The 14,324-nt window shown below is 71.8% G+C and carries 14 protein-coding genes; 4 read left to right on the top strand and 10 right to left on the bottom strand.

Going from position 1 to position 14,324, the window contains the following annotated elements; all coding sequences use genetic code 11:
* Nucleotides 1-7 precede the first annotated feature (7 nt).
* Both EW117_RS23805 and EW117_RS23810 read right to left on the bottom strand, forming a co-directional pair.
* The gene (locus EW117_RS23805) at nucleotides 8-1,315 is read right to left on the bottom strand and encodes an Nramp family divalent metal transporter (protein WP_207212021.1); all 1,308 of its coding nucleotides are present in this window, start codon (nucleotides 1,313-1,315) and stop codon (nucleotides 8-10) included.
* 112 nt (nucleotides 1,316-1,427) lie between these two features.
* Nucleotides 1,428-2,363 carry a dihydrodipicolinate synthase family protein gene (locus EW117_RS23810; protein ID WP_129789191.1) on the bottom strand — a complete coding sequence of 312 codons (936 nt, stop codon included), beginning with the start codon at nucleotides 2,361-2,363 and terminating at the stop codon, nucleotides 1,428-1,430.
* Nucleotides 2,364-2,535: 172 nt separating this feature from the next.
* On the opposite strand from EW117_RS23810, the gene EW117_RS23815 reads away from it, so the two are divergent.
* A complete protein-coding gene (locus EW117_RS23815; protein ID WP_129789192.1) occupies nucleotides 2,536-3,546 on the top strand; it encodes a LacI family DNA-binding transcriptional regulator in 1,011 nt (336 codons plus the stop codon).
* Between the two features lie 50 nt (nucleotides 3,547-3,596).
* On the opposite strand, the gene EW117_RS23820 is transcribed toward EW117_RS23815, so the two are convergent.
* Nucleotides 3,597-4,634 carry a DNA topoisomerase IB gene (locus EW117_RS23820; protein WP_129789193.1) on the bottom strand — a complete coding sequence of 346 codons (1,038 nt, stop codon included), beginning with the start codon at nucleotides 4,632-4,634 and terminating at the stop codon, nucleotides 3,597-3,599.
* Between the two features lie 145 nt (nucleotides 4,635-4,779).
* Here EW117_RS23820 and EW117_RS23825 point away from each other — a divergent pair, with 145 nt between their 5' ends.
* Nucleotides 4,780-5,229, top strand: coding sequence for an SRPBCC family protein (locus EW117_RS23825; protein ID WP_129789194.1), 450 nt, complete (start codon nucleotides 4,780-4,782; stop codon nucleotides 5,227-5,229).
* A 128-nt stretch (nucleotides 5,230-5,357) separates the two neighbouring features.
* Entirely contained in the window at nucleotides 5,358-5,564 is a 207-nt protein-coding gene (locus EW117_RS23830; RefSeq protein WP_129789195.1) for a tautomerase family protein, read from the top strand.
* A 32-nt stretch (nucleotides 5,565-5,596) separates the two neighbouring features.
* Here the strand turns inward: EW117_RS23830 and EW117_RS23835 are convergent, their stop codons facing one another.
* Nucleotides 5,597-6,946 (bottom strand): M1 family metallopeptidase, encoded by a 1,350-nt coding sequence (locus EW117_RS23835; protein WP_165362840.1) that lies wholly within the window; start codon nucleotides 6,944-6,946, stop codon nucleotides 5,597-5,599.
* Nucleotides 6,947-7,162: 216 nt separating this feature from the next.
* On the opposite strand from EW117_RS23835, the gene EW117_RS23840 reads away from it, so the two are divergent.
* Nucleotides 7,163-8,416 (top strand): prolyl oligopeptidase family serine peptidase, encoded by a 1,254-nt coding sequence (locus EW117_RS23840; RefSeq protein ID WP_129789198.1) that lies wholly within the window; start codon nucleotides 7,163-7,165, stop codon nucleotides 8,414-8,416.
* A 20-nt stretch (nucleotides 8,417-8,436) separates the two neighbouring features.
* On the opposite strand, the gene EW117_RS23845 is transcribed toward EW117_RS23840, so the two are convergent.
* The 6 genes from EW117_RS23845 to EW117_RS23870 are packed head-to-tail and all read right to left on the bottom strand — an operon-like array spanning nucleotide 8,437 to nucleotide 14,321.
* A complete protein-coding gene (locus tag EW117_RS23845; protein ID WP_129789200.1) occupies nucleotides 8,437-9,966 on the bottom strand; it encodes an alpha-L-fucosidase in 1,530 nt (509 codons plus the stop codon).
* Between the two features lie 16 nt (nucleotides 9,967-9,982).
* Nucleotides 9,983-10,225 (bottom strand): 3-hydroxyacyl-CoA dehydrogenase NAD-binding domain-containing protein, encoded by a 243-nt coding sequence (locus EW117_RS23850; RefSeq protein ID WP_242504500.1) that lies wholly within the window; start codon nucleotides 10,223-10,225, stop codon nucleotides 9,983-9,985.
* A gap of 44 nt (nucleotides 10,226-10,269) precedes the next feature.
* Nucleotides 10,270-10,779: a ribose-5-phosphate isomerase gene (locus EW117_RS23855; RefSeq protein WP_129789201.1), complete on the bottom strand. Its 510-nt coding sequence runs from the start codon at nucleotides 10,777-10,779 to the stop codon at nucleotides 10,270-10,272.
* A 2-nt stretch (nucleotides 10,780-10,781) separates the two neighbouring features.
* Complete coding sequence (locus tag EW117_RS23860) at nucleotides 10,782-12,530, bottom strand: dihydroxyacetone kinase family protein (RefSeq protein WP_129789202.1); 1,749 nt, start codon at nucleotides 12,528-12,530, stop codon at nucleotides 10,782-10,784.
* A gap of 44 nt (nucleotides 12,531-12,574) precedes the next feature.
* Complete coding sequence (locus EW117_RS23865) at nucleotides 12,575-13,504, bottom strand: sugar phosphate isomerase/epimerase family protein (protein ID WP_129789204.1); 930 nt, start codon at nucleotides 13,502-13,504, stop codon at nucleotides 12,575-12,577.
* A gap of 16 nt (nucleotides 13,505-13,520) precedes the next feature.
* Nucleotides 13,521-14,321, bottom strand: coding sequence for a triose-phosphate isomerase (locus EW117_RS23870; protein ID WP_129789205.1), 801 nt, complete (start codon nucleotides 14,319-14,321; stop codon nucleotides 13,521-13,523).
* Between the last annotated feature and the right edge of the window lie 3 nt (nucleotides 14,322-14,324).

Here is a 14,324-nt window from a genome sequence, read left to right on the forward strand (position 1 = left end):
CCCCGCGTCAGCCGCCGAGCAGGCTCAGCGCGAGCCGCACGGACAGCGCGAGCACCGAGAGCAGGCCGATCACGCCGAACAGGTTCTGCCACCAGCGGTTGCGCAGCTCACCCATCAGGCCACGGCGGTTCGCCATCACCACGATCAGCGTCGCGAGCACGGGCGCGACGAACACGGTGAGCGCCTGGGCGGTGACGATGAGCTGCACGGGCGCGGCCTGGAAGGTCAGGGCCACACCCACGCCGAACGCGAGGATGATCGCGCTGATGGTCCTCGCGGCCGTCGAGTTCGACGACGGCCCACGGCCCAGCCCGTCCGAGAGCATCGTGCCGCCCGCGGTCGCGTTCGCGATCATGGAGGAGAACGCCGCCCCGAAGAAGCCGAGCGCGAAGACGGTGGAGCCGACAGGCCCCGCGAGCGGCTCGAACACGCCGGCCAGGTCGACCATCGTTGCCGCGGACTCACCCGTCCTGCCGAGGACGGCGGCCGCGACCACGATCACGAGCGCCGTCATGACGCCCGGGGCGACGATGCCCGGGATGGTGTCGACGATCGTCACGTCGCGGTACTCCCCCGCGGTCCGCCCGCGCTCCTTGGTGCCGTACGCCGTGTAGAACGCGGCGTTGATGCTGAAGTTCGTCCCGACGAGGGCGACGACCAGCAGCCACGAGTCGCCCGGCACCACGGGGACCAGGCCCGAGGCCGCCGCCGCCCAGTCCGGACGAGCCACGACGGCGCTCACGACGAACGCGATGGCCATGAGCGCGACGATGACCACGAGCACCTTCTCGATCGCGCGGTAGACGTTGCGCAGCAGTAGAAGTGCGCCGACCGCGATCGAGCAGGCCACCGTCCACAGCACGGGGCTGCCGCCGAAGAGCATCGACAGCCCGAGCCCGGAGCCGACGGCGTTCCCGACCGAGAAGCAGAGCGAGATCAGGAACACGCCGAGACCGGCGACCACGCCGAGGGGCCCGCCGAGCTGCTCCTTGACCGAGACGATGAGCGAGACCGGCGACCTGATGCCCAGGCGGACGCTCATGTCGGTGAGGAAGATCATCAGCACGGTGGAGATGACGATGACCCAGATCAGCGTGTACTGGTGGGCGCCACCGGCCTGTACCGCCGTCGTCAGGTTGCCGGGCCCGAACTGCCAGGCGCCCGCGACGAACGCCGGGCCGATCAGGAGCAGCTGCTGCCAGAAGGTGCGCCGCTTGGCGCGGGACTCGGCCACCGCCTGCACTGCGCTCGTGGAGACGCCGCCGCGGGCGGCGCCGGGGATCGATGTGGAACGGGGGGTGCTGCGCTCGCCCATGACAGGCCTCCTTCGTTGGAGTGCGAATTGCGGCGCGAGTCGCCATCGACTGTAGGTCGCGCCAGGCCCGGTGGGGTGCGCTCGCCGTCGAGCGCACCCCACCGGGCGGGGTTCAGGCCGGCACGACCGCCGTGCCGATCCCCGCTGCGGCGAACGCCGCCGCGATCTCTGCCGGTGCGCCGTCGGGCAACGGCAGCAGCGGCGTCCGCACCGTGGCGTGGTCGAGGATGCCGCGGTTCACCAGGCCCCACTTGAGCGCGACGGTCCCCTCCATGTGCGACCCGCGGTGATAGACGTTCTTCGTCACCGGCAGGAGCCGTTCGTGGATCGCGTGGGCGCGCGGGTAGTCCCGCGCCTTGCCCGCCTCGATGAGCTCGACGAGCAGCTCGGGCGCGATGTTCCCGTAGCCGACGAGCAGCCCGTCGACGTCGAACATGGTCGGCAGCAGGTACTCGTCGTGGCACGACAGGATCTGCAGCTCCGGGTGCGCGGCGCGCAGCGCGGGGATCTCGGTGTACCAGCGGCGCATGTTGCGCACGCCGTTCTTGGTGGCGAAAACGCCCTCGTGCCCGGCGATCTCCAGCTGGGTGTCGAGGTCGTAGGTGGCCTTCGTGTTGTCCGGGTACTGGAACAGGATCAGCGGCAGGCCGCTCTCCTCGTGGATCGCCCGGTACCGGGTCTGCGGGGCGCCCTGCTGGTACCCGAAGCGCAGCCAGCCGTGCGAGGGGTAGACCAGTCCAGCGGCCGCGCCCGCCTCGACCGCGCGCCTGGCCTCGAGTGCGGCGACCTTGTTGCCCTCGCCGGTGATCCCCGCGACGACCGGGACACGGCCGTCGGTCGACTCCACGAAGGCGCGGATGACGGCGAGCTGCTCGTCGACGGTGAGGAACGTGCCCTCTCCCGCGTGGCCGAGCACCACGAGGCTCTTGACGCCGTCGATCGAGCCGAGCCAGGCGCCCAGCCGGTGGATCGCGTCGAGATCGACGTCGCCGTCCGGCGTGAACGGGGTGACGGGAGCGGGGCTCAGCCCGCGGAGGTCGAGCGTCATCGCGGTTCTCCTCTGCATCGGGTTGCGCGGTGGCCCACAGCCACGTGGGAACGTTCGCGGGAACGTTTGCAACAACGATTGCAAGTATGCTTACGGACCAGGACCTAAGTCAACCTCCGCGCTCCGGACCGGTCGCCGGCCGGGCGCGGACCGCCGCACGAGAAGAGGTTCGATGGGTGCTCGAATCGACCGCCAGGCAGTGACCCTTCGCGATGTCGCGGAGGCAGCCGGGGTCAGTGTCTCCACGGCCAGCCGGGTCCTCGACGACCGCACCCCGCGCTCACGGTCGGCGACCGCGGAGCGGGTACGCGGCGTCGCCGACGAGCTCGGGTACCGCAGGAACGCCGTCGCGGCCAACCTGCGGCGCGGCGCGACCGGGACCATCGGGGTCCTCGTCCCGCGGCTCACGGACGCCGTCATGGCGCAGATGTTCGAGGCCATCGAGCGTGCGGCACGACAGCGCGGGCACTTCGCCGTCGTCGCCACCTGCGGCGACGACCCCGACGAGGAACGTCGCGCCACCGAGACCCTCCTGGACCGCAACGTCGACGGCCTCCTCCTGGCCACCGCCCGGATCGACGACTCCCTGCCGGCGTCGCTGCGCGACCGCGGCGTCCCGCACGTGCTCGTCCTGCGCACCGACCGGGTCAGCCCCTCGTCCCTGGGCGACGACGAGACCGGCGGTTATCTCGCCGTCCGGCACCTGGTCGACCTGGGGCACCGGGAGATCGCCGTCATCACCGGCCCGTGGTTCACCTCCAGCGGCCAGGACCGGCGGGCGGGCGCTGAGCGGGCGCTCGCCGAGGCCGGGCTCACGGTCGACGAGGAACGCGTCCTGTCCGTCGGGTACGGGATCGACGACGGCATCCGCAGCGGACACACGCTCCTGGACCGCACCGACCGGCCCACCGCGATCTTCGCCGCGAACGACAACCTCGCCGTCGGCGTGCTCAGCGCGGCGCGCTCGCTCGGGCTCGAACCGGGCCGGGACATCTCGATCGTCGGCTACAACGACATACCGCTGGCGTCCCGCCTGCCGGTGCCCCTCACCTCGGTCCACACCCCGTTCGAGCAGATCGCGACCACCGCCCTCGAGATGCTGCTGAGCGACACGACCCCCGGTACACCGCTGCGCCGCGCGCTGCCGACGCTCATCCCGCGGGCCTCGACGGCCCGGGCGTAGCGCGGACGAGCCGGGCGCCAGGTGCTCGGCTCCCCCGCGTGACCGGCACCTCACGCGGCGAGGTCGCCCCGGGTCCGTTCGGCGGCCGTCAGGAACTTCAGGAGGGCGCGCTCGTCGGCGTCCATCCAGCGCGACGCGCGGGCGGTGTTGGCACCGGACCGCTCGATCAGGCGGTCGAGCTCGCCGCGGTCGTCGGCGAGGATCGCGGGGTGGACGTAGCTCTTGCGGCACACCGCCGGGGTGTTGTGGAGGAGGGACGAGGCGAGCCGTACCGCTTCGGCACGCTGCGCGTCGTGCTCGCGCCCGCTCGACGGCTCGAGACGGCGCAGGTGGCCGAAGGCCACGGCGCTGGCGCCCCACGTCCGGAACGTCTTGGCCGTGTAGTCCGCCGAGGTCACGAGGCCGAGGTAGGCGTTGACGTCACGCGACCCGATGCTCCGGACCTCGTCGCCGTCGATGTACTGCAGGAGCTGCTGCCCGGGCAGCTCCCGGCACCGGCGCACGATGTTCGCCACCCGGCGGTCGTGCACGACGACGTCGTGCGGGGTCCCCGACTTGCCCGGGAAACGGAACCGGACCTCGGCGCCGTCGACTGCGGCGTGCCGGTCGTGCAGCGTCGTCAGCCCGAACGACTCGCCGGACCGGACGTACTCGTCGTTGCCCACGCGCACGAGCGTCTCGTCGAGCAGCCGGACGACGGTGGCGACCACGCGTTCCGGACTGAGCAGCGGTAAGCGCATGTCGGCGTCGACGCGCCGGCGCAGCGGCACCAGCGCCTCGCCGAAGCCCACCAGCTCCTGGAACTTGGCGGCGTCCCGGAACTTGCGCCACTGCCGGTGGTACAGGTACTGCTTGCGGTGCTTGGCGTCGCGGCCGGTGGCCTGGACGTGACCGGTGGGATCGACGCAGATCCACACGTCGGTCCACGCGGGCGGGATCGCGAGCGAGCGGATCCGGGCCAGCGTCTCCGGGTCGGTGATCCGGTCGCCGCGGTGGTCCACGTAGCTGAAGCCCCGCCCCCGCCGGTGGCGGTGGATGCCACGGTCGGCGTCACAGCTGTGGGTGAGCAGGTCCCCGACGGCGCCCATCGCTGCTCCCTCCTCGTGCCCTCCATCCGCAGCGGCACGTCTCGCCTCCAGCCACTATGGCCCCGCGGTCCGTTGCTGGCATCCGGCGGCGCGGCCGCCGGAGCGGCGGGGTACGGTCGTGTCCGGAGCCCTACGGAGGTCAGCGATGAGCACCGACAGCCCGCGCCACACCGTCACCGCGACGACCCACGTCGCCGAGCCGCCCGAGCGGGTCTGGGCCGAGCTCGTGCACCCTGGGGCACGGTGGATGCTGGGCGCCAACATCGAGACCGACTTCCAGCCCGGGAGCCCCATCACGTTCGAGGGCCACTTCTTCGGCCGCGTGTTTGCCGACAAGGGTCGGGTCATCGCGGTCGATCGGCCGCGGCTGCTGCACTTCACGCACTTCGCGCCACTGAACGGCCTTGCGGACGTCCCCGAGAACTACCACGAGATCCGCATCTCGCTGGAGCCCGACGACGGCGGCACGCTCGTCATCGTCGTCGAGGAGAACATCGACACCGAGCGTCACGCGACGGCCGCCGAGGGGTACTGGAAGGACGCGCTGGCCACGCTCGCGCACCGGGACGACGGGACCCGCGCTTCACACCGGTGAGGCGGGCCGGACCAGGGATCGCCGGTCCCCCGATCGAGAGTCCTCTCCCGCTCCTGGCCCGGGCGGCACACGATGGGTTCCGGCCCGGGTCCACCGGGGCCGTCCGCAGCCTCCGGAAGGAACAACCCATGCCGTTCGCCAACCTCAAGGTGCCCGCTGACACCCTCACCCCGGAATCGAAGAAGAAGCTCCAGGACGCCGTGACCGAAGCCTTCGTGGGGATCTACGGCGAACGCGCGCGGGCGTCGACCCTCGTGATCCTCGACGAGGTCGCCGACGGCGGCTGGAGCCTGGGCGGCACCATCCTCGACGCGAACGTCCTCGGCCGGAGCTGACGGGAGGGGCGGCTCGCCCGGCCCGACCGGCATCAGGGTGCCAGTTCGCCCGGCCAGAGGTACTCGTCCGACGGCACCCCCGCGCCGCGGAACCACGCGCGGTAGAAGCCGGTGAGGTCCTGTCCGGTGACCTGTTCCGCGAACGACTCGAGCTGCGGCCAGGTGGCGTACTCGCCCCGGTGCTCCTGCGGCCAGGCCCTGAGCAGCCGGTCGAACGCCTCGTCGCCGACCTGCCGCCGGAGCGCGTGCAGGGCGACGGGTCCCTTGCTGTACAGGTTGATCTGCGGCGTCGCGCCGGGCCGGTAGAGCTCGCCCCAGAACGCGTCGTCCCCCCGATTGGCCTCGACCAGGTCGCGGTACCGGGCATCGAGGTCGACGCCGTCCCGCTCCTCGTCCCACAGCCAGGTGGCGTACTCGGCGAAGCACTCCGACAGGCACACGTCCTCCGGGTCGTGCGGCGTGACCGAGACGCCGTACCACTGGTGGGCCTGCTCGTGCACGACGAGACGGAGGGTCATGTACTGCTCGTTGCCGGCGCCGAGATACACCGTCCGGGTCTGCGGCGCGATCCCCGGACCGTCGTCGTTCACGTGGACGAAGACATTGCCGGCCGCGTCGAAGGGATACGGGCCGAACCTGCCCGACAGGAAGCCGAGGACCTCGGGCAGCCGCTTCGCGAGCGGTTCGGTGGCATCCCGCAGCCCGGGCGCGTAGGCGTCGACCACCGGGGTCCCGTCGGCCAACGCCGACCGTACAGTCGTCAGGCGGTCGATCGTCACGGCGACGTGGTCCGGGTCGACGTCCCGCTCGGCCCAGCGGAACGTGCTCGCGCCCGCCGTGCGGACCATCGTCCCCTCCCGCCCGACGGAGACAGCCCTCCAGCCGTCGGGCACGGTCGCCGCCAGGCTGAAGGACGCCCGGTCCCTGGCGTCGTCGTGGACGGGGAACCAGGCGCTGGAGCTTCCGATCATCGTTGTCGCGCCGCCCGAGGTGGTGCCCAGCCACCCCGGTCCCGGCGTCCCGTCGTACGTGACCCGGACCCGGAACCGGTCGCCCCGGCCGATCGGCGTGGCCGGCACGATCACCAGGTCCTGCTCACCCGCCCGGGAGAAGGACTCCGCCTTCTCCCCGTCGACGGCGACCGACCGGACAGCTGGCCCGCTGAGCTGGAGCGTGAGGCTGTCCAGCGCCTCGGTCGCCGTCGCGCTGACGGTCGTGTCGCCCTCGAGCGTCTGGGTGTCCGGCTGATATCCGATCGCGACGTCGTAGCCGAGGACGTCGAAGCTCGCGTCCGCTGCCACGCCCGCCGCGGCCTTTCCGTCCGCGGACCCGGCCGCCGTCGCGGTGCCCGCCACCACGCCGGCCAGCACTGTCGCGACCACCGCCGGCCCTGTCCATCTGCCTGTCCATCTGCCTCGAATGAGTTCCATGGACCACACACTCGCCCGGCTCTGTCCGGCCGGTGCACGGATCGTGTCGCAGAACCGTCGCAACGAGGGCGTGATTGACGTGCGTCAACACAGATGTCTAGCCTCCGGGTGGCTGGTGCTGCGTTTCACCCCGCACCCGCCCTCGGCATCGGACAAAGGAGTTCCGCCATGCACACCCCGATCACCCGCCGTACCCTGCTCGTCTCCGGCGCCACCGTCGGCGCCTCGGCCCTGCTGGGCGTTCCGGCCGCGAGCGCCGCCGGACGCGAGCACGACGCCCTGGTCACGCCGGTCGCCGAGGTTCTGGACGGCGGCGAGCAGGTGACCTCGCTCGTCGTCTCCTCCCCCGTCCTGGACCACGCCGAGCGGTCGTCGCTCACCTCGTCGACGTTCGCGGTGCACGTCACCGCCACCAACCCGCTCACCGGCGAGACCGCCTACGCCCAGGAACGCGTGGTGACCGCGGCGAGCTGGACCCGCCGCGGCGAGATCAGCCTGGCGCTCGAGCACGGATGGGGGGTCGACGGCGGCGGCACCCTGCAGTACATGGGCGGGTACGGCCGCAACGTGCTCCTGGACCTGGACTACGCGATCACGCAAGTCGAACCGCTGCGGGCCAGGGGTGGGGGCGGCGCGATCGTGCTCGACTCGTTCCGCCAGGGCCGGCTGTCCGACCCGGAGGTCGACGCGTTCACCTACCACGCGACCGCAGCGGGCCTGAACTACCGGCTGTTCTCCCCCGCGCGCCGGGCCGGTCGTGACGGTGCGGCGCTCGTGGTCTGGCTGCACGGCGGCGGCGAGGGCGGCCTGCTGACCGACGGGTACGACTACTACGACAACGAGGCGCAGCTGCGGGCCAACCGGGGCGCGCTCGGGTTCGCCACGCCGGAGGCGCAGGACCTCTTCGGCGGTGCCTACGTGCTCGCCCCGCAGGCGACGTCCGCGTGGATGCTCGACGGCGACGGCTTCGCGCCGCTCGTCCTCGAGGCGATCGAGGAGGTCGCCGCGGCGCACCGGATCGACGCGAGCCGGATCCATGTCGTCGGTTGCTCCAACGGTGGATACATGTCGCTCAAGATGGTCGCCGAGCACCCCGAGCTGTTCGCGAGCTCCGTGCCGATCTGCTGCGGCATCGGCCCCCGCGACGGTTCCGGCACCTACTTCATCTCCGACGCCGAGCTCGCGGCGATGACGACGCCGACCTGGCTCGTGGCGTCGGCCGACGACACCACCCTGGACGCCGAGGCCAACACCGTCTACGCCCACGAGCGGATCGACGGCTCGATCATGAGCCTGTACGACCGTGTGACCTGGGACGGGAACACCTACCCCGGGCACTGGTCGTGGATCTACGTAGCCCGCAACGACCCGCGCCACGACGGTGCGAGCATCTGGGAGTGGATGTCCGCGGCGAGGCGCTGAGCACCCGACCGGAGAAGCCGTCACACCTGGTGCAGGAAGTCCGTGCGCGGCGGGATCGTCTCGGGTTCGAGGAACAGCTTCACCACCGCGGGAGCCGTCGTGCGCACTATCAGCTCCCCGGCGGTCTGCTCCCAGTCGACGGTGCCGGAGCTGCCGAGCACCGTCACCTCCTTGATCGGGCGCGTCAGCAGGCCCGCACCACGGCCGAACGCCCGGATCCGCAGCACGCCGTCGACGGGCTCGGCCAGCGGTATCGCGTAGACGTACTCACCGGTCACGTGCTCGCGTGCGGTGAACCGGAAGTCGGCACCGGTGAACGCCCGCGCCTCGCCGTCGACGAACGAGCCGACGGCGACCTCGGTCGGGCCCTCCCCGGCGATCACCCACGGCCTCGTGCCGTAGATCGCCTCGCCGTTGCGCGCGAGCCAGGTGCCGATCGAGCGCAGCAGCGCCTGCTCCTGGTCCGGGATGGTCCCGTCCGGCTTGGGGCCGACATTGAGCAGCAGCACGCCGTTCTTCGAGACGACGTCGGCGAGCTCGGCGATCAGGTCCTCGGCCGACTTGTACTCGTGGCCGCGCACCCACGACCACGCAGTCTTCGACACGGAGGTGTCGTTCTGCCAGACCGACGGCCGGATCTCGCCCATCGTGCCGCGCTCGATGTCGTAGACGGCCGTCCCGTCGGCGAACGCGTCCCACTTGTAGTTGATGACGACCTCCCGCCCCCACTGCGCCGCGCTGTTGTAGTAGTAGGCGGCGAGCTGCGCGAGGTACGGCTTGAAAGCAGGCTGCTCGACCCACCAGTCGAGCCAGAGCACCTGCGGGCGGTAGCGGTCGATGACCTCCACCGTCCGCAGCAGCCAGTCCTCCAGGAACCGCTCGTTCGGCGTGGTCTCCTCGCGCTGCGCCGGACCGTAGAAGTCCTGGAGCTCGGGGACGAGCACGTCGGAGTCGAACCGCGCACCGCCGTTCATGAAGAACCAGTGCTCCGCTCGGTGCGACGAGGCGCCGCGCACCATCCAGGCCCGGTCGGTGGCCGCGGAGAGATCGCCGAACACGTCGCGCTCTGGGCCCATGCGGGCCGCACTCCAACGGGAGCGGTCCGTGTCGTACATGGCGAACCCGTCATGATGCTCGGCGACCGGGACCACGAACTGGGCGCCCGCCTGCCGGAACAGCCTGGCCCACTCGTCCGGGTCGAACCGGTCCATGGTGAAGGACGGGATGAAGTCCTTGTATCCGAAGTCGCGGTGCGCGCCGTACGTCGCGACATGATGCTCGAACGCGCGCGTGCCCTCCTGATACATCTCCCGCGAGTACCACTCGTTGCCGAACGCCGGCACGGAGTAGACACCCCAGTGGATGAAGATCCCGAACTTGGCGTCCTGGTACCACTGCGGTGGGGTGTAGGCACGCAACGAGTCCCAGTCGTCGCGGTAGGGACCGGCGTCGATGACCGCGCGCACCTCGGCGAGCGCGCCGGCGTTGTCGGAGACGTCGACAGGGGCCGGCAGCGCGCCGGGATCGATCGGAGGTAGCGGTTCGGTCATGGGAGGTCCCTTCGGGTCAGCACTGACACGGGCTGAGCCGAGACCCTACGGCATGGGAGGTGGTCAGGCCGGGGTTGTACAGGCCTTGGTCCTCGAACTCGCGGGCCTCGGCGAGCAGCCGCTCGTAGGCGGCCTCGGTCGCCTCGGCGTTGGCGTCGGCGATCGTCACCGGCAGACCGGCAAGCGCGAACGACTGCGCGATGCCGCCGCCCATGTATCCGGTCCCCACGACGGCGACGGAGCTGATAGTCGTGACCATGATGTCCTTCCAGACGGTTGGTATGAGACGTGGGCGCGTAGGGGTCAGTCGCAGGACGCCGCGGCCTGCTCCGCATCGCGGTCAACGCTGCCGGCCTCGGCCTCGATCTGGCTGATGGCGCCCACCTTGGGCGCGGAGGCCGAAGCCCGGTCGAAGCGGTAGCCGAGCCACTCGCACGCCAGCCGGCGGGCCAGCTCGATCCCCACCACGCGCTGGCCGAAGCACAGGACCTGGGCGTCGTTCGAGAGCACGGAACGCTCGACCGAGAACGAGTCGTGCGCCGTCACCGCCCGGATCCCGGGCACCTTGTTCGCCGAGATCGCCACCCCGAGCCCCGTGCCGCAGATCAGGAGGGCACGGTCGGCCTCCCCCGCCACGATCAGGCGGCCCGCCGCCGCACCGATGTGGGGGTAAGCCGTGTGCTCGTCGTCGCCCACGCCGACGTCGACCACCGAGGAGACACGGTCGTCCGCCTCCAGGTCCTTCTTCAGGACCTCCTTGTACTCGAAGCCGGCATCGTCCGAGCCGATCACGAGCCGCAGTCCAGTTGTCATGACTACTCCTCCGTCGAGTTCGCGGGCACGGGGATGCCGACCTCGGCACCCGCCTCACCCAGGAGCAGGGCGAGCGACGTCGCCCCGGGGTCCGCGACGCCCAGGCTCTTCTCGCCCAGCACGCGCGAGCGGCCACGGCGGGCAGCGAACGTCTTGGTCGAGGCGGCGCCCTGGTGGGCGGCGGCCACCGCGGCCTGCCACGCCTCGCAGGCCGAACCGGGCACGGCGCTCTGGGTGGCGGACGTCGCCAGCGCCTCGACCGCCGGGTCCAGCGCGTCCACGAGTGTCTTGTCGCCCATGCTCGCGCCACCGACCGACTGGATCTGGTCCCGGGCCGCGGTGATCCCGGCCACCAGATCGCCGAAGGTCACCGCCGCGTCCGCCGGAAGGGCGTCGGCCAGCGCGAGCAGGCCCACCCCCCACAGCGCGCCCGACGTCCCGCCGGCCTTGTCCGCCCAGGCGTCGGCCGCGCGGCGCAGCACCGAGGGCGCGTCACCGCCGGCACCGACCGCGGCATCGGCCGTCTCGACTGCGGCGTCGACCCCGCGGGACATGCCCCGGCCGTGGTCGCCGTCGCCGGCCACCGCGTCCAGGTCGCCGAGCATCTCCTCGGCGTCGTGCAGCACGACCTGGGCCCGGTGCAGAATCCGGGCCACGGTCCGGGCCGCCGCCGCGCCCTCGTCGGTGGTGGCGGGCACGAGCGCCGTCTCCGGCTCCGAGGCGACCGCGTCGGGCACCGCCGCCGGGGCCGGGCGCCACCCGCCGTGCTGGAAGGCCGGCGTGTCGGCCGGGGCCAGCCACAACGGCTCCAGCTCGTCGTCCAGCCAGGACACCGTCAGCGAGCACCCGGCCATGTCGAGGCTGGTCACGTACTCCCCGACCAGCGGGGCCACCAGCCGCACGCCGCGCTCCTCGAGCAGGTCGTGCACCCGGTCCCAGAGGACAAAGAGCTCCTCGTACTTCACGTTGCCGAGCCCGTTGAGCAGCACCGCGGCCCGGCCGTCGGCATCGGCCGGACGCTCGGCGAGCACCCGGTCGACCAGCTCCGCAGCCAGCCCGGCCGCCGTCGGCACCGCCTCCTCGCCCACACCCGGCTCGCCGTGGATACCCAGCCCCCATCCGACCTCGCCCGGCTCCAGGCTGAACAACGAATGGTCGTGGCCCGGCAGCGTGCACCCGCCGAACGCGACGCCGAACGACTGGGTGCGGATGTTGGCACGTGTGGCCATCCGGTTCACCTCGGCCAGGTCCGCTCCTCGCTCCGCGGCGGCCCCGGCGACCTTGAACACGACCAGGTCACCGGCCACACCACGGCGTTCCGCGGCCCGGTCGGCAGGCGCGGACGCGACGTCGTCGGTCACCAGGAGGATCGAGACGTCCGTGCCCTGCGCCCGCAAGCGGCTGGCCGCCGCGCCGAAGTTGAGCACGTCGCCCGCGTAGTTGCCGAAGGTGACGAACACCCCGGCACCGGCGTCGGCGGCCCGGCACACGTCCAGGACCTGGCGCGTGGACGGGGAGGTGAAGACCTCGCCGCACACCGCGGCGTCGGCCACACCCGCACCCACCAGGCCGGCGAACGCCGGGTAGTGCCCCGAACCACCGCCCACCACGACGGCGACCTTGCCCGGGCGGGTGCCCTCCGCGCGGGCGATACCCCCGGGCACGGACCGCAACCTGCCGGGATGTGCCTTGACCAGACCACGCAGCGCCTCGGCCGCGAAGTCCTCCGGACGGTTGTAGACGTAGGTCATCTCACCTGCACCTTTGCTCGGGGACCTAGAAGAAGGGGACGGGCTCAGCGTCCGGCGCCGCGGAGCACCTCGCGGATGTACTCACGGTTGATGGCGGCGACGCCCAGGCTGTCCGACCCGTAGTGCTCGCACACGAAGACCCCCTCGAAGCCCAGCTCCAGGGCCCGGCGGATCACTGCGCGATAGTTGACGACACCCTGGACCAGCGGCGTCGGGTGGGTGGCGTACGAGCCGGTCGCCGGGTCCTCGTCGCGCGCGTAGTTCTTGATGTGCCAGAAGTTCGTCAGCGGCAGGACCTTCTCGAACATCGTCGGGATGTCCTCGACCGGCCGGTGCAGGCGCACCAGGTTGCCGAGGTCGGGGTTGAGGCCGACGTTGTCGCGGTCGACGTCCTGGGCGAACCGGACCGCGAGCTCCGACGTACCGAGGTAGGTGTCCTCGTACATCTCCAGGCTGATCTGCACCCCGACGTCCCGGGCGTGGTCCGCGAGCTCGCGGATGCGGCTGACCGCGAGCCGGTAGGTCTCGGTGTCGCCGAGGTCGTCGTGGTGCCCGTCGGCCAGCCAGAACCACAGCGCGCTCGCCTGGGCGGGTGTGAGCGCCTGCATGAAGCCGAAGCTGACGACCTCCGCCCCTAGCTCGGGGGCGCGGTCGATGATCGTGTGGCCGAAGCGCAAGTAGTCGCTGCCGTGCCGCGCGTCGACGACGCTCCGGCGGGTGGTCGACACGGACGGGACCGACAGGCCCGCCTCCTTCAGAACGGTGAGCAGCTCGGCGAAGCGGGAGTCGCTCAGCTCGCCGATGGACAGCCACGCGTCGGTCGGGTCGACCTCCGTGAAGCCCAGGTCGGCAACCTGCTGGAGCTGGGCCCGCCAGGCCTCCGCCGGCGCGTCGGCGTTGGGGGTGCCGTCCGCCGTCGTCGACCCGAAGGAAAGCATGTTGGCCGCGATGGGCCAGCTGCCGGCTGTGCGCATGTGATCTCCGTCCATGTCAGGGTGTGGACGCGCACGCGGCGACGTCCAGCATCGTGATGAAGGCGTCCACGTCCCACGCGGCGCGGCCGATGAACAGGCCGCTGACGTGGTCCACGGACATCAGCTCCAGCATGTTCGCCCGGTTGACCGAGCCGCCGTACAGGATCCCCCGGACCCGCGGGCCCAGCTGGTCGGCCAGCACCGCCACGACGTCGGCGACGTCGTCCGGCCGTGCGGCAGTCCCGTGCTCCCCTATCGCCCAGACGGGTTCGTAGGCGACGAGGACCCGGCTCAGGTCGTCGACCTCCGCGAGCGCCGCATGCGCCTGGGCGAGCACGTGGTCCGTAGAGCCGCCCGCTGCGCGCACGGCCGCGGGCTCGCCGACGCAGAGCAGGGGGTCCAGGCCGTGCCGGAGCGCGGCCTGGACCTTGCGGCGGACGACGTCGTCGGTATCGCCGAAGTGCTCGCGCCGCTCCGAGTGCCCGATCTCCACCAGGTGCGCGCCGGCGTCGGCGATCTGCGGGACCGAGACCTCGCCGGTCCAGGCCCCGCTGTCCGCCCAGTGCGCGTTCTGCGCTCCGAGCAGCACCCCGGTCGACGGCGGCAGGGCGTCGCGGACCGTGGTGAGTGCCGTCGCCGACGGGATGACGAAGGGCTGTATCCCTGGCCATCGCCCTGGACGTGCCGCTTCGGCGAGCGCCTCGGCGTACTGCCGCGCCTCGGCGAGCGACTTCGTCATCTTCCAGCTCGTGCCGATCCAGCGTGTGCCGGCTGAGCTCGTGCAGGCCCGGCTCGCGTCCGGGCTGGGCCGGGTCATGGC

The organism is Promicromonospora panici (assembly GCF_900608595.1).
GTDB lineage: Bacteria > Actinomycetota > Actinomycetes > Actinomycetales > Cellulomonadaceae > Promicromonospora > Promicromonospora panici.

Coding starts and splice junctions, on each gene's coding strand:
- EW117_RS23805 (WP_207212021.1), bottom strand. CDS start 1,315: ATGGGCGAGCGCAGCACCCCCCGTTCCACATCGATCCCCGGCGCCGCC.
- EW117_RS23810 (WP_129789191.1), bottom strand. CDS start 2,363: ATGACGCTCGACCTCCGCGGGCTGAGCCCCGCTCCCGTCACCCCGTTC.
- EW117_RS23815 (WP_129789192.1), top strand. CDS start 2,536: ATGGGTGCTCGAATCGACCGCCAGGCAGTGACCCTTCGCGATGTCGCG.
- EW117_RS23820 (WP_129789193.1), bottom strand. CDS start 4,634: ATGGGCGCCGTCGGGGACCTGCTCACCCACAGCTGTGACGCCGACCGT.
- EW117_RS23825 (WP_129789194.1), top strand. CDS start 4,780: ATGAGCACCGACAGCCCGCGCCACACCGTCACCGCGACGACCCACGTC.
- EW117_RS23830 (WP_129789195.1), top strand. CDS start 5,358: ATGCCGTTCGCCAACCTCAAGGTGCCCGCTGACACCCTCACCCCGGAA.
- EW117_RS23840 (WP_129789198.1), top strand. CDS start 7,163: ATGCACACCCCGATCACCCGCCGTACCCTGCTCGTCTCCGGCGCCACC.
- EW117_RS23845 (WP_129789200.1), bottom strand. CDS start 9,966: ATGACCGAACCGCTACCTCCGATCGATCCCGGCGCGCTGCCGGCCCCT.
- EW117_RS23850 (WP_242504500.1), bottom strand. CDS start 10,225: ATGGTCACGACTATCAGCTCCGTCGCCGTCGTGGGGACCGGATACATG.
- EW117_RS23855 (WP_129789201.1), bottom strand. CDS start 10,779: ATGACAACTGGACTGCGGCTCGTGATCGGCTCGGACGATGCCGGCTTC.
- EW117_RS23860 (WP_129789202.1), bottom strand. CDS start 12,530: ATGACCTACGTCTACAACCGTCCGGAGGACTTCGCGGCCGAGGCGCTG.
- EW117_RS23865 (WP_129789204.1), bottom strand. CDS start 13,504: ATGCGCACAGCCGGCAGCTGGCCCATCGCGGCCAACATGCTTTCCTTC.
- EW117_RS23870 (WP_129789205.1), bottom strand. CDS start 14,321: ATGACCCGGCCCAGCCCGGACGCGAGCCGGGCCTGCACGAGCTCAGCC.